The sequence below is a fragment of the Enterobacter sp. 148H3 genome (assembly GCF_034107425.1).
Classification (GTDB): Bacteria; Pseudomonadota; Gammaproteobacteria; order Enterobacterales; family Enterobacteriaceae; genus Enterobacter; species Enterobacter vonholyi.
Window position 1 is genome coordinate 132,747 of the sequence record NZ_JAWNEI010000005.1, and the last position, 13,894, is coordinate 146,640.

A 13,894-nucleotide genomic window follows, 5' to 3' on the forward strand; every position below is an offset into this window, starting at 1 on the left:
GATAAGATGGACAATCAAGAACTCAGCGTTCGTACAGGATGAACAATCATGTTTAAACAGCTGCAGGATATGGCGCTTTTTGCGCTGGTGGCGGAGATGGGCAGCTTTACCGCGGCAGCCCAGAAAGCAGAACTACCTAAATCCAGCGTCAGCCAGCGAATTAGCCAGCTGGAGCAGCAGGTGGGTATCCGCCTGCTGAACCGCACCACGCGCAGGCTGAACCTGACGTTTGCGGGCGAGCACTATCTGGTGCACTGCCGCGAAATGCTGGCGGCCAGCGAGCGGGCGGAGTATGCCATTCAGCGCCTGCGCGAAAACCCGAGCGGGCGGCTGCGCATCACCTGTCCGGCTGGGATTGGCGCGACGCTGCTGGCGCATATGAATGCCGAGTTCCAGCTTCGCTATCCTGAGGTTTCGCTGGACGTGTCGATCTCTGATGATGTGGTGGATCTGGTCGAGTCCGGCTTTGACGTGGCGCTGCGTACCGGCAAGCCGCAGGACTCCTCCCTGATTGGCCGAATGATCGGGCATTGTCCGCGCTACATGCTGGCCTCGCCGGACTATCTGGCGCGCCGGGCGCCGCTAACGCATCCCCGTCAGCTGGTGGAGCATCGCAGCATTACGCACAGAGCATGGTCGGAGTGGCTTCTGCGAAGCGAGAATGAGGATTACCGCTACCTGCCGGATAACGCGCATATGACCGATAATCTGGTGTACGCCCGCGAGTGCGCGATGGCCGGGGCGGGGATCACGCTGCTTCCTGCATTTTTGCTGGAAGATAAGGTTGAAAAGGGCGCGCTGGTGCAGGTGCTGCCGGAGTGGAACGTTGAAGGCAACGACCTCTGGCTGGCCTACCCGAGCCGCAAGCTGAATTCGCCCGCGCTGATGAGCTATATCGAGTTTGCGATGCAGTTTGACGAGGTGAAGCGGTATTACGTGGGCAAATAAAAAAGCCGGGTGGCGGCTTCGCCTTACCCGGCCTACACACTGTGCGGCCTGATGCCCTCACCCTGGCCCTCTCCCAAAGGGAGAGGTAACAACCATAAAAAACGGCAACCCAAGTTGCCGTTTTGCTTTTATTTCGCAATACGCTTGTACTTAATACGCTTCGGCTCCAGCGCGTCGGCGCCCAGCGTGCGTTTCTTGTACTCTTCGTATTCGGTGAAGTTACCTTCAAAGAACTCCACTTTACCTTCATCCTGATAGTCCAGAATGTGGGTCGCGATACGGTCGAGGAACCAGCGGTCGTGCGAGATAACCATCGCGCAGCCCGGGAACTCCAGCAGGGCGTTTTCCAGCGCGCGCAGGGTTTCGATATCCAGGTCGTTTGTTGGTTCATCGAGCAGCAGTACGTTACCGCCCACCTGCAGCAGCTTCGCCAGGTGCAGACGACCGCGCTCACCGCCGGACAGCTCGCCCACGCGTTTGCCCTGATCGGTGCCTTTGAAGTTAAAGCGACCAACGTAGGCGCGGCTTGGCATCTCGGTGTTGCCGATGCGCATAATATCCAGACCGCCGGACACTTCTTCCCACACGGTTTTGCTGTTGTCCATCGCGTCACGGAACTGGTCAACGGAGGCCAGCTTCACGGTTTCACCCAGGGTGATAGAGCCGCTGTCAGGCTGTTCCTGACCGGACATCATGCGGAACAGGGTCGATTTACCCGCGCCGTTCGGACCGATGATGCCCACGATAGCGCCTTTCGGTACGGAGAAGGTCAGGTCGTCGATCAGCACGCGGTCGCCGTAAGACTTACGCAGGTTGGTCACTTCAACCACTTTATCCCCCAGACGTGCTCCAGGTGGAATAAACAGTTCGTTGGTTTCGTTACGTTTCTGGTATTCGGTGTTGTTCAGCTCTTCAAAGCGTGCCAGACGGGCTTTGCCCTTAGACTGACGGCCTTTCGCGCCCTGACGAACCCACTCCAGCTCTTTCTCGATAGACTTACGACGCGCCGCTTCCTGAGAAGCTTCCTGAGCCAGACGCTGATCTTTTTGCTCCAGCCAGGAGGAGTAGTTGCCTTCCCACGGAATACCTTCACCGCGGTCCAGCTCCAGGATCCAGCCGGCGACGTTGTCGAGGAAGTAACGGTCGTGGGTAATCGCCACAACGGTGCCTTCGAAGTCGTGCAGGAAGCGCTCCAGCCACGCCACGGATTCCGCATCCAGGTGGTTGGTTGGTTCGTCGAGCAACAGCATATCTGGTTTTTCCAGCAGCAGGCGGCACAGCGCCACGCGGCGACGTTCACCACCGGAGAGGTTCGCGATTTTCGCATCCCAGTCCGGCAGACGCAGGGCATCCGCCGCGCGCTCCAGCTGCACGTTCAGGTTGTGACCGTCGTGCGCCTGGATAATCTCTTCATACTTGCCCTGCTGTGCAGCCAGCTTGTCGAAGTCCGCATCCGGCTCGGCGTATTTGGCATACACTTCATCGAGACCTTTCAGGGCGTTAACCACTTCGGATACCGCTTCTTCAACGGATTCGCGCACGGTGTGTTCCGGGTTCAGCTGAGGTTCCTGCGGCAGGTAGCCAATCTTGATGCCAGGCTGCGGACGGGCTTCACCTTCGATGTCTGTATCAATGCCGGCCATGATGCGCAGCAGGGTGGACTTACCGGCACCGTTGAGACCCAGAACACCGATTTTTGCGCCCGGGAAGAAGCTCAGCGAGATATTTTTAAGAATATGACGTTTCGGCGGGACAACTTTGCCGACACGATGCATGGTATAAACGAATTGAGCCACGTTGGACTTCGCCTCTTTTATCGTAATGAGAAGGAATTTCAGCCTCGAAGTGTAGCCTTTTTCACGTCCTAATCCCAGCCAGGAACGTCGGGAGTGTTAAAACGCGCAAGAAAGGTAAAAAAGTGTCCATGACGTGGCGCGTTGAAGGATGCCTGGTTAGCATAAGTTAATTAGACTTTGACGTGGCAAGACGCTGCAATTGACGAAAAAACAATGAGGAAGAGCTTGTGGAAAAAGCCAAACGGGTGGTCTGGCGTCTGCTGGCTGCCAGCGTATGCGTAATGGCGGTAAGCCAGGCGGTGCATGCCGATTCACTGGATGAACAACGCAACCGCTACGCCCAGATTAAACAGGCGTGGGACAACAAGCAGATGGATACCGTGCAGGCGCTGATGCCGACGCTAAAGGATTATCCGCTGTATCCGTATCTGGAGTATCGTCAAATTACGGACGATCTCATGAATCAACCCACCGTTACTGTGAATAACTTCATTCAGGCGAACCCGACCCTGCCGCCTGCCCGAAATCTCCAGTCTCGATTTGTGAACGAACTGGCGCGACGCGAAGACTGGCGCGGACTGCTGGCGTTTAGCCCTGAAAAGCCGAATACCACCGAAGCGCAGTGTAACTACTACTACGCGAAATGGGCGACCGGCCAGCAGGAAGAGGCCTGGGCCGGGGCGAAAGAGCTCTGGCTGACCGGGAAAAACCAGCCGAACGCCTGTGATTCCCTGTTCGGCGCGTGGCGCGCATCCGGCAATCAGGATCCGCTGTCCTACCTTGAGCGCATCCGTCTGGCGATGAAAGCCGGCAATACGCGTCTGGTGACCACGCTGGCGGGGCAGATGCCGTCCGATTACCAGACGATCTCCACCGCGGTTATCTCGCTGGCTAACGATCCCAACAGCGTGCTGACCTTTGCCCGCAGTACGGGCGCGACCGATTTTACCCGCCAGATGGCGGCGGTGGCCTTTGCCAGCGTGGCGCGTGACGATGTGGAAAACGCGCGGCTGATGATCCCGCAGCTGGTGCAGGCGCAGCAGCTTAATGAGGAACAAACCCAGGAGCTGCGCGATATCGTGGCGTGGCGACTGATGGGCACGGATGTGACCGATGAACAGGCGCGCTGGCGTGACGATGCCATTATGCGTTCGAACTCCACGTCTCTGGTGGAACGTCGCGTGCGCATGGCGCTGGGTACGGGAGATCGCCGTGGGCTGAATACCTGGCTTGCGCGGTTGCCTATGGAGGCTAAAGAGAAGGACGAATGGCGCTACTGGCAGGCCGATCTGCTGATGGAGCGCGGTCGTGATGACGAGGCCAAAGAAATTCTCCATACGCTGATGCAGCAGCGCGGGTTCTACCCGATGGCAGCCGCGCAGCGCCTGGGCGAGGAGTACACCTTCCGCATTGATAAAGCGCCCGCTAACGCGAACCCGGCGCTGACGCAGGGGCCAGAAATGGCGCGCGTGCGCGAGCTGATGTACTGGAATATGGATAATACCGCGCGCAGCGAGTGGGCGAATCTGGTGACCAGCCGCAGCACCGACGAGAAAGCCCAGCTTGCCCGCTATGCTTTTGATAACCACTGGTGGGATCTGAGCGTGCAGGCGACGATCGCCGGTAAGCTTTGGGATCATCTCGAAGAGCGTTTCCCGCTGGCTTACAAGGATCTGTTTGATCGCTACACCAGCGGCAAAGATATCCCGCAAAGCTACGCGATGGCAATTGCCCGTCAGGAGAGCGCATGGAACCCGAAAGTCCGTTCCCCGGTGGGCGCCAGCGGCCTGATGCAGATTATGCCGGGCACGGCGACGCACACGGTGAAGATGTTTAATATTCCTGGCTACAGCAGCCCGTCACAGCTTCTGGATCCGGATACCAACATCAACATCGGTACCAGCTACCTGCAGTACGTGTATCAGCAGTTCGGCAATAACCGCATCTTCGCGTCGGCGGCGTATAACGCGGGGCCGGGTCGCGTGCGTACCTGGCTCGGCAACAGCGCCGGACGCATTGACGCCGTGGCGTTTGTCGAGAGCATCCCGTTCTCGGAAACGCGCGGCTATGTGAAGAACGTGCTGGCCTATGACGCCTACTATCGCTACTTCATGGGGCAGAAAGATACCCTGATGAGTGATGCCGAGTGGCAGAGACGTTACTGATCGGCGCGGGTTGTGTTATGCTGTACTCGCTAAAGAGTACAAGAGGCAGCATAACATGACCCAGCATTCCCCGTATTCCTCGGCAATGGCCGAACAACGTCATCAGGAGTGGCTTCGTTTTGTGGAGCTGCTTCGCCAGTCTTACGAACAGGATTTGCATTTACCCCTTATGCAGCTGATGCTCACGCCGGACGAGCGCGAGGCGCTGGGCACGCGCGTGCGGATCATCGAAGAGTTGCTGCGCGGTGAGATGAGCCAGCGCGAACTGAAAAATGAGCTCGGCGCGGGCATCGCAACGATTACCCGCGGATCGAACAGCCTGAAGTCGGCGCCCGTTGAGCTGCGCCAGTGGCTGGAAGCGGTGCTATTGAAAAACGCTTAGCGATAAATCGCGTTATGGAACGGGCTTAACGCCAGGATCACCGCCTGATGATAAACACCTGAACGCGTCAGCGCGCCTGCGGTAAAGACGCCAATCGCCCCTTCTTTACGGCCAATCTCATCAATGCCGGTGTACTGCGACATCACCGGCCCGAGCGCTTCACCCGCGCGGACTTTTTCCAGAATAATCTCCGGCAGCGGCAGGGTGGCTGAACGCGCTTCACCGCGCTGTTCACGGCTTTCGATCACCACCCAGCTAAAGGTTGCGCCTTCGTCGATACCGGCTTCAATTGCCACCCAAAAGTCCGCATCCGGTGCCGCAGCCCTGGCATTTGCTACGCGGTTTCGTGCTCCAGCGCGCGTTTCCTCGCTGCCAAACGGCTGTTCAGGAACGCCACTCTCGACGCCGATGGCTTCAATATGGCAGGATCCTGCGCCGAAGATCTCTTCAAATGCCCTTAGAATTGCCTGAATTTTGGCAGGATTAGTGGTAGCAGAGACAACATGGTGCATAATTAAGCTCGATTCAAAAAAAACTCATCGCAGTATAACGGAAAAAAAGCATGTTACAGGTATACCTTGTTCGCCACGGTGAAACGCAGTGGAACGCCGAGCGACGTATTCAAGGCCAGTCAGACAGTCCTCTTACAGAGAAGGGCGTGCAGCAAGCGTGGCAGGTGGCAGAACGCGCCCGAACGCTGGGCATTACCCACGTCATTACCAGCGATTTAGGTCGCACACAGCAGACGGCGCGCATCATTGCAGACGCCTGCGGCTGTGACGTCATGCTGGAGCCGCGCCTGCGCGAGCTGGATATGGGCGTGCTGGAAAAACGGCATATCGATACGCTGACGGAAATGGAAGAGGGCTGGCGCCGCACGCTGGTGAACGGTACCGAAGATGGCCGTATTCCTGAGGGCGAATCCATGCAGGAGCTCAGCGTCCGTATGCATGCCGCACTGGCGGAATGCCTGAAGCTTCCGGCGGGAAGCCGTCCGCTGCTGGTGAGTCATGGGATTGCGTTGGGATGCCTGGTGAGCACCATTCTGGGATTACCGGCTTACGCTGAGCGCCGTTTGCGTCTGCGTAACTGCTCCATTTCCCGAATTGATTATCAGGAAAGCGCGTGGCTGGCGTCAGGTTGGGTCGTGGAGATGGCAGGGGACATTTCGCATCTCGATGCCCCTGCGCTTGACGAACTGCAGCGTTAACGACGTATTGGAATCAAAAATTCCATACGCAGATTAATTGGGCCTTCTTCCGGTTTGGCATCCTGCGCCGGGTAGTAGCGCTCAATGTCCTGACCTTTACGGCGATTCAGATTCAGCATTGGCATGCAGGTACCGTAAACGGTCAGGATAAACTCCTGTACCCCCGTTCCCAGTCCTTCATAGGCGAACATCACATACTCGCCGCCTTCCAGCACGACAGGCTTCGAACCCTGAATATACCCGTTGGCCATCTCTGGCGTCAGCGCGGTGGTGTAGAACACCTCCTGCTCGTCGTCTTTTTCCTGGCTTGGGTGCGTTTCGTTGAGGCCATACAGGATAGGCGGGATCGCCGGCGCGTGGCTCAGGAAGTCGCGCCAGAACTGGACGCGCATCTGATGTCGGAACTCAGAAATCTGCTCCAGTGAACAGGAGTAGCTCTGAGTCGTGCCGATCAGATGGGTTTCCGGCAGTGTAATAATGTCGTACTTCGGCATTGCGAACTCGCCCAGACGCAGCGGCGGACGCATGCCAAACGAGCTCCAGTCAGGCGAGCGACGATAAAGCGCTGGCGTCAACAAGAACTGTTTTTTAAAGGCGCGGGTGAATGTCTGCTGTGAATCGAAACGATATTGCAGGGCAATATCCAGAATCGGCCGCGCGGTGAGGCGCAATGCTACAGCAGATTTTGATAAACGACGTGCGCGAATATAGGCCCCGATAGCATGACCGGTGACATCCTTGAACATCCTTTGCAGATGCCACTTGGAATAGCCTGCTTTAGCCGCCACATGATCCAGTGACAAAGGCTGATCGAGATGACCTTCCAGCCAGGTGAGCAGGTCACGAATAATTCCAGCCTGATCCATATACTATCCTCATCCTTAAAACAGCAGGTGCCTGATAACAGGTTAGCGGATAATAGCATTTTTTGATGTTTTAGCATTCAGTGTTTTTTTTGCGCATTCATGCTTTTTCGAGCACATTACAGGCAGATATATTCTAATCCTGTGATCTTGCTACATTTTTGTCTAAAGTGTTGAATAATTGCTCAGTGTAATTTTAAAGAATGGTAACAATATGAAATACAAGACTTTGATCTTCACCGCGCTGATGTTGATGGTTGGACGCGTCGCGCAGGCAGAACAGATTGGTTCCGTCGATACCGTGTTCAAAATGTTTGGCCCGGACCACAAAATCGTGGTGGAGGCGTTTGACGATCCGGACGTGAAAAACGTCACCTGCTATGTCAGCCGCGCGAAAACGGGCGGCATCAAAGGCGGACTGGGGCTGGCGGAAGATACCTCCGATGCGGCGATCTCATGTCAGCAGGTGGGCCCGGTTGAATTGAGCGACAAAATTAAAAACGGCAAAGCGCAGGGCGACGTGGTATTCCAGAAACGGACCTCGCTGGTGTTCAAAAAGCTGCAGGTTGTGCGTTTCTACGATGCCAAACGCAATACGCTGGCCTACCTGGCCTATTCTGACAAAGTGGTGGAAGGTTCACCGAAAAACGCGATCAGCGCGGTTCCGATTATGCCCTGGCGGGAATAAAAAAAACGGCGCATAAGCGCCGTTTTTTAATGCATTAACTGCGGGATTATTCCTGCAAATCGCCGCAGAAACGGTACCCTTCGCCGTGAATGGTGGCGATGATTTCCGGCGTATCTGGCGTAGATTCGAAATGTTTACGAATACGACGGATGGTGACGTCTACGGTACGGTCGTGCGGCTTCAGCTCACGGCCGGTCATTTTCTTCAGCAGTTCTGCACGGGACTGAATTTTTCCCGGGTTTTCGCAGAAGTGCAGCATCGCGCGGAATTCACTGCGCGGCAGTTTATACTGCTCACCGTTAGGGCTAATCAGCGAGCGGCTATTGATATCAAGTTCCCAGCCGTTGAATTTGTAGCTATCTACGCTACGACGCTCTTCGCTGACAGTACCCAGGTTCATGGTGCGGGACAGCAGGTTGCGTGCACGAATGGTTAACTCGCGAGGGTTGAACGGCTTGGTGATGTAGTCATCCGCACCGATTTCCAGGCCAAGAATTTTATCAACTTCGTTATCACGGCCCGTCAGGAACATTAACGCGACGTTCGCCTGCTCGCGCAGTTCGCGCGCCAGAAGAAGACCGTTTTTGCCCGGCAGGTTAATATCCATGATCACCAGGTTGATATCATTTTCAGAAAGGATCTGATGCATCTCTGCGCCATCGGTCGCTTCAAAGACATCGTAGCCTTCTGCTTCGAAAATGCTCTTTAACGTGTTGCGTGTTACCAACTCGTCTTCAACGATAAGAATGTGCGGGGTCTGCATGTTTGCTACCTAAATTGCCAACTAAATCGAAACAGGAAGTACAAAAGTCCCTGACCTGCCTGATGCATGTCGCAAATTAACATGATCGGCTTAACGTGACTAAAGTACGTAATTGCGTTCTTGATGCACTTTCCATCAACGTCAACAACATCATTAGCTTGGTCTTGGGTACTTTCCCTTTGGACCCGACAGTGTCAAAAACGGCTGTCATCCTAACCATTTTAACAGCAACATAACAGGCTAAGTGACACCAGACACCCAATAAAACTACGCTTCGTTGACATATATCAAGTTCAATTGTAGCACGTTAACAGTTTGATGAAATCATCGTAGCTGAATGCTAGCCTTTGTCACAATTTTTCAATAAACCAACTAGTTGCGGACATTGATTTATAAACGAAGCGAATCCAATCAGAATAGGGTATTCATGCTGCCATTATCATTATAAAACATAGGGATAATGGTGTTCTATTAACATTCTAACTGATTGTTCAGACACAGAATAGTTTAGCGTTTTTAATTTGTTATGAAACGCTATTTCGGTGATTTGTGTTGCAATTTTGTAAATTCGCGCTGCGTAATATGTTGAAGTGCATCACATTTTTACCGGCTAACTGATTAAAAAGAGAGCATAAATGCATCTGTCGATTGTACTGGTTGCCCCAGCCAGAGCAGAAAATATAGGCGCAGCGGCGCGTGCCATGAAGACCATGGGTTTTACCGATTTGCGCATTGTGGACAGCACGGCCCATCTGGAGCCAGCCGCGCGTTGGGTGGCGCACGGATCGGGAGATATTCTCGATAATATAACCACTTACGCTACGCTTGCCGACGCGCTGCACGACATTTCGTTTACCGTTGCAACCACGGCGCGTAGTCGCGCTAAGTTCCACTACTATGCGACGCCAGCGGAGCTGGTGCCGATGCTGGAAGAGAAAAGCCAGTGGCTGGAGAAAGCGGCGCTGGTATTTGGTCGTGAAGATTCCGGATTAACGAACGAGGAGCTGGAACTGGCGGACGTGCTCACCGGTGCGCCGATGGTGGCCGATTATCCTTCCCTGAATTTGGGCCAGGCGGTCATGGTGTACTGCTATCAATTAGCCTCCCTAATACAAATCCCCCAGCCTCAGGCTGAAAGGGCAGATGAAAATCAGCTGGCTGCGCTGCGCGCACGCGTTGAGCAGCTGTTAACGCAGTTGGAAGTAGCTGACGATCAAAAAATGGCTGACTGGCTGCAGCAGCGTTTGGGACGTCTTGAGCAGCGGGACACCGCAATGCTGCACCGTTTGCTGCATGATATTGAAAAAAAATTGGCCGAGTAAAATACTGCCATAAGTTTTTACTATGGCGAATAAGTCTGTCTGTACGGGTTGCATCTGGGGGAATCGGATGAAAATAAATCTGCACGCAGCTGGACGTGAGAGTCTTCCGAATTGTGACCAAATTAAAAATTCGTTGACTTAACGAGCCCGATCCTTTAACCCTAAAAGAATACAGCACAGACAGATAATAATGACAGAGTACACAACATCCATGAAACGCATCAGCATCACCACCATTACCACAACCATCATCATTACCACTGGTAACGATGCGGGCTGACGCGTACAGGAAAAACAAAAAAAAGCCCGCACCTAGACAGTGCGGGCTTTTTTTTCGGCTAAAGGAAACGAGGTAGAACCATGCGAGTGTTGAAGTTCGGCGGTACATCAGTGGCAAATGCAGAACGTTTTCTGCGTGTTGCCGATATCCTGGAAAGCAACGCCAGGCAGGGGCAGGTTGCGACCGTGCTCTCTGCCCCGGCAAAAATCACGAACCATCTGGTGGCGATGATCGAAAAAACCATCGGTGGCCAGGATGCACTCCCGAACATCAGCGACGCAGAGCGAATCTTCGCTGACTTATTGCAAGGGCTGGCAGAGGCGCTGCCTGGCTTCCCGCACGCTCAGCTGAAGTCCTTCGTTGAGCAGGAATTCGCGCAAATCAAACACGTTCTGCACGGCATCAGCCTCCTCGGCCAGTGTCCGGACAGCATCAACGCGGCGCTGATTTGTCGCGGTGAAAAACTCTCAATTGCCATTATGGCCGGCGTGCTGGAAGCGCGCGGCCATAGCGTGACCGTGATCGATCCCGTTGAAAAACTGCTGGCGATGGGCCACTACCTCGAATCCACCGTTGATATTGCCGAATCAACCCGCCGTATCGCCGCCAGCAAAATTCCGTCTGACCACATGATCCTGATGGCAGGCTTTACCGCCGGTAACGAGAAGGGCGAGCTGGTGGTGCTGGGCCGTAACGGCTCCGACTATTCCGCCGCCGTGCTGGCTGCCTGCTTACGCGCGGACTGTTGTGAGATCTGGACTGACGTCGACGGCGTCTATACCTGCGACCCGCGCCAGGTTCCGGACGCCAGGCTGCTGAAGTCGATGTCGTATCAGGAAGCGATGGAGCTTTCCTACTTCGGCGCCAAAGTGCTTCACCCGCGTACCATCTCCCCGATTGCCCAGTTCCAGATCCCTTGCCTGATTAAAAACACCGGTAACCCGCAGGCGCCGGGTACGCTGATTGGCGCGAGTACCGATGAAGACGGTCTGCCGGTGAAAGGCATCTCCAACCTCAACAATATGGCGATGTTCAGCGTCTCCGGCCCTGGGATGAAAGGGATGGTCGGCATGGCAGCGCGCGTATTTGCGGCCATGTCCCGCAACGGTATTTCGGTGGTGCTGATCACCCAATCCTCTTCCGAGTACAGCATCAGCTTCTGCGTGCCGCAGGCTGACTGCCTGCGCGCCCGCCGCGCGCTGGAGGAAGAGTTCTATCTGGAGCTTAAAGAAGAATTGCTCGAGCCGCTCTCCATTCAGGAGCGTCTGGCGATTATCTCCGTGGTAGGCGACGGCATGCGCACGCTGCGCGGTATCTCAGCCAAGTTCTTTGCCGCGCTGGCGCGCGCCAATATCAACATCGTGGCAATTGCCCAGGGCTCGTCGGAGCGTTCAATTTCTGTTGTCGTGGACAATGATGACGCCACCACCGGCGTTCGCGTGGTTCACCAGATGCTGTTCAACACCGATCAGGTCATCGAGCTGTTCCTGATTGGCGTGGGTGGCGTGGGTGGTGCGCTGCTGGAGCAGGTGAAGCGTCAGCAGGCGTGGCTTAAGAAGAAACACATCGACCTGCGCGTCTGCGGGATTGCGAATTCCAAAGCGCTGTTGACCAACGTCCACGGCCTTAACCTGGAAAACTGGCAGGCAGAGATGAACGAGGCGAAAGAGCCGTTCAACCTGGGCCGCCTGATCCGCCTGGTGAAAGAGTATCATCTGCTTAACCCGGTGATCGTCGACTGTACCTCTAACCAGGCGGTGGCCGACCAGTACGCCGACTTCCTGCGCGAAGGGTTCCACGTGGTGACGCCGAACAAAAAGGCCAACACCTCGTCGATGGATTACTATCACCAGCTGCGTCTGGCGGCGAGCAAGTCGCGCCGCAAGTTTCTGTACGACACCAACGTTGGGGCTGGTCTGCCGGTTATCGAAAACCTGCAGAACCTGCTTAACGCGGGTGATGAACTGCAGCGTTTCTCCGGCATTCTCTCCGGCTCGCTGTCGTTTATCTTCGGCAAGCTGGATGAAGGGATGAGCCTCTCCGAAGCCACCCGCGCCGCGCGCGAGCTGGGCTACACCGAGCCGGATCCGCGTGACGATCTCTCCGGTATGGACGTGGCGCGTAAGCTGCTGATCCTCGCCCGTGAAACGGGCCGGGAGCTTGAGCTTTCTGATATCGTGATTGAACCGGTCCTGCCGGAAGAATTTGACAGCAGCGGTGACGTCAGCGCCTTTATGGCCAGACTGCCGCAGCTTGACGACGCGTTTGCCGCGCGCGTTGCGAAAGCCCGTGATGAAGGTAAGGTATTGCGCTATGTTGGCAACATTGAAGAAGATGGCGTGTGCCGGGTGAAGATTGCCGAAGTGGATGGCAACGACCCGCTGTACAAAGTCAAAAACGGCGAAAACGCTCTCGCGTTTTACAGCCATTATTATCAGCCACTGCCGCTGGTGCTTCGCGGCTATGGCGCAGGGAACGATGTTACGGCGGCGGGTGTGTTTGCCGATCTGCTGCGTACCCTGTCATGGAAGTTAGGAGTTTAACATGGTCAAAGTTTATGCCCCGGCTTCCAGCGCGAATATGAGCGTCGGATTTGACGTGCTGGGTGCGGCGGTGACGCCGGTGGATGGTTCGCTGCTGGGCGATACGGTTACGGTGGAAGCGGCAGACAGCTTCAGCCTGAACAACGTGGGCCGCTTCGCCAGCAAGCTACCGTCCGACCCGCGCGAGAACATCGTCTATCAGTGCTGGGAACGCTTCTGTCAGGAGATCGGTAAAAACGTGCCGGTCGCCATGACGCTGGAAAAAAGTATGCCGATTGGCTCGGGGCTGGGTTCCAGCGCCTGTTCGGTGGTCGCCGCTCTGGTGGCAATGAATGAGCACTGCGGCAAGCCGCTGAACAACAACCGCCTGCTGGGCTTAATGGGCGAGCTGGAAGGGCGTATCTCCGGCAGCATTCACTATGACAACGTGGCGCCGTGCTTCCTCGGCGGCATGCAGCTGATGATCGAAGAAAATGGCATCATCAGCCAGCAGGTGCCAGGGTTTGATGAGTGGCTGTGGGTGCTGGCCTATCCGGGTATCAAGGTTTCAACCGCGGAAGCGCGTGCGATCCTGCCCGCGCAATATCGTCGTCAGGACTGTATCGCCCACGGGCGTCATCTGGCGGGCTTTATCCACGCCTGCTACACCCGTCAGCCGCAGCTGGCGGCAAAACTGATGAAGGACGTCATTGCCGAGCCGTACCGCACGAAGCTGCTACCCGGCTTTAACGAGGCGCGACAGGCATCAATGGATATCGGCGCGCAGGCGTGCGGCATCTCCGGCTCCGGCCCGACGCTGTTCGCCCTGTGCGACAAGGCAGACACTGCGCAGCGCGTGGCGGACTGGCTCTCTAAACACTACCTGCAAAATCAGGAAGGCTTTGTTCATATTTGCCGTCTGGACACGGCTGGCGCACGAGTACTGGGATAATTA

14 protein-coding genes and 1 other annotated feature are annotated in these 13,894 nt (G+C 55.6%); of the genes, 10 read left to right on the plus strand and 4 right to left on the minus strand.

Annotated features, from left to right (window positions below; genetic code table 11):
• Window positions 1-48 precede the first annotated feature (48 nt).
• Window positions 49-948, plus strand: coding sequence for a LysR family transcriptional regulator (locus tag USH94_RS09210; protein ID WP_111964085.1), 900 nt, complete (start codon window positions 49-51; stop codon window positions 946-948).
• A 128-nt stretch (window positions 949-1,076) separates the two neighbouring features.
• Here the strand turns inward: USH94_RS09210 and ettA are convergent, their stop codons facing one another.
• The gene (gene ettA, locus USH94_RS09215; protein WP_003856515.1) at window positions 1,077-2,744 is read right to left on the minus strand and encodes an energy-dependent translational throttle protein EttA; all 1,668 of its coding nucleotides are present in this window, start codon (window positions 2,742-2,744) and stop codon (window positions 1,077-1,079) included.
• A 227-nt stretch (window positions 2,745-2,971) separates the two neighbouring features.
• Between ettA and sltY the strand changes: the two genes are divergently transcribed.
• Entirely contained in the window at window positions 2,972-4,909 is a 1,938-nt protein-coding gene (gene sltY, locus USH94_RS09220) for a murein transglycosylase (protein WP_111964084.1), read from the plus strand.
• A 55-nt stretch (window positions 4,910-4,964) separates the two neighbouring features.
• Window positions 4,965-5,291, plus strand: coding sequence for a trp operon repressor (gene trpR / locus USH94_RS09225; RefSeq protein ID WP_021240574.1), 327 nt, complete (start codon window positions 4,965-4,967; stop codon window positions 5,289-5,291).
• Here the strand turns inward: trpR and yjjX are convergent.
• Window positions 5,288-5,803 carry an inosine/xanthosine triphosphatase gene (gene yjjX, locus USH94_RS09230; RefSeq protein ID WP_048961786.1) on the minus strand — a complete coding sequence of 172 codons (516 nt, stop codon included), beginning with the start codon at window positions 5,801-5,803 and terminating at the stop codon, window positions 5,288-5,290. The two genes, trpR and yjjX, sit on opposite strands and share 4 nt — an antisense overlap.
• Before the next feature lie 50 nt (window positions 5,804-5,853).
• Between yjjX and gpmB the strand changes: the two genes are divergently transcribed.
• On the plus strand, window positions 5,854-6,501 hold the full coding sequence (gene gpmB, locus USH94_RS09235; protein WP_111964083.1) for a 2,3-diphosphoglycerate-dependent phosphoglycerate mutase GpmB: 648 nt from the start codon (window positions 5,854-5,856) through the stop codon (window positions 6,499-6,501).
• Here gpmB and robA read toward each other — a convergent pair.
• A complete protein-coding gene (gene robA / locus USH94_RS09240; protein ID WP_111964082.1) occupies window positions 6,498-7,367 on the minus strand; it encodes an MDR efflux pump AcrAB transcriptional activator RobA in 870 nt (289 codons plus the stop codon). The genes gpmB and robA overlap by 4 nt on opposite strands.
• A 211-nt stretch (window positions 7,368-7,578) precedes the next feature.
• Here robA and creA point away from each other — a divergent pair, with 211 nt between their 5' ends.
• Entirely contained in the window at window positions 7,579-8,052 is a 474-nt protein-coding gene (gene creA, locus USH94_RS09245) for a protein CreA (protein ID WP_032660778.1), read from the plus strand.
• 46 nt (window positions 8,053-8,098) lie between these two features.
• Here the strand turns inward: creA and arcA are convergent, their stop codons facing one another.
• Window positions 8,099-8,815, minus strand: a complete 717-nt coding sequence (gene arcA / locus USH94_RS09250; protein ID WP_003856501.1) for a two-component system response regulator ArcA — start codon at window positions 8,813-8,815, stop codon at window positions 8,099-8,101.
• 95 nt (window positions 8,816-8,910) lie between these two features.
• Here arcA and yjjY point away from each other — a divergent pair, with 95 nt between their 5' ends.
• The 5 genes from yjjY (at window position 8,911) to thrB (ending at window position 13,891) form a co-directional block, all read left to right on the plus strand.
• Window positions 8,911-9,051, plus strand: coding sequence for a protein YjjY (yjjY, locus tag USH94_RS09255; protein ID WP_085928893.1), 141 nt, complete (start codon window positions 8,911-8,913; stop codon window positions 9,049-9,051).
• 399 nt (window positions 9,052-9,450) lie between these two features.
• Window positions 9,451-10,137, plus strand: a complete 687-nt coding sequence (locus USH94_RS09260) for a tRNA/rRNA methyltransferase (protein WP_111964081.1) — start codon at window positions 9,451-9,453, stop codon at window positions 10,135-10,137.
• Window positions 10,138-10,348: 211 nt separating this feature from the next.
• Window positions 10,349-10,417, plus strand: a complete 69-nt coding sequence (gene thrL, locus USH94_RS09265) for a thr operon leader peptide (protein WP_015572623.1) — start codon at window positions 10,349-10,351, stop codon at window positions 10,415-10,417.
• Window positions 10,356-10,473, plus strand: a sequence feature (Thr leader region). Its footprint overlaps the gene before it by 62 nt.
• 24 nt (window positions 10,474-10,497) lie before the next feature.
• A complete protein-coding gene (thrA, locus tag USH94_RS09270; RefSeq protein ID WP_111964080.1) occupies window positions 10,498-12,960 on the plus strand; it encodes a bifunctional aspartate kinase/homoserine dehydrogenase I in 2,463 nt (820 codons plus the stop codon).
• A gap of 1 nt (window position 12,961) precedes the next feature.
• Window positions 12,962-13,891: a homoserine kinase gene (gene thrB, locus USH94_RS09275; RefSeq protein ID WP_048225593.1), complete on the plus strand. Its 930-nt coding sequence runs from the start codon at window positions 12,962-12,964 to the stop codon at window positions 13,889-13,891.
• The last annotated feature ends 3 nt before the right edge of the window (window positions 13,892-13,894 follow it).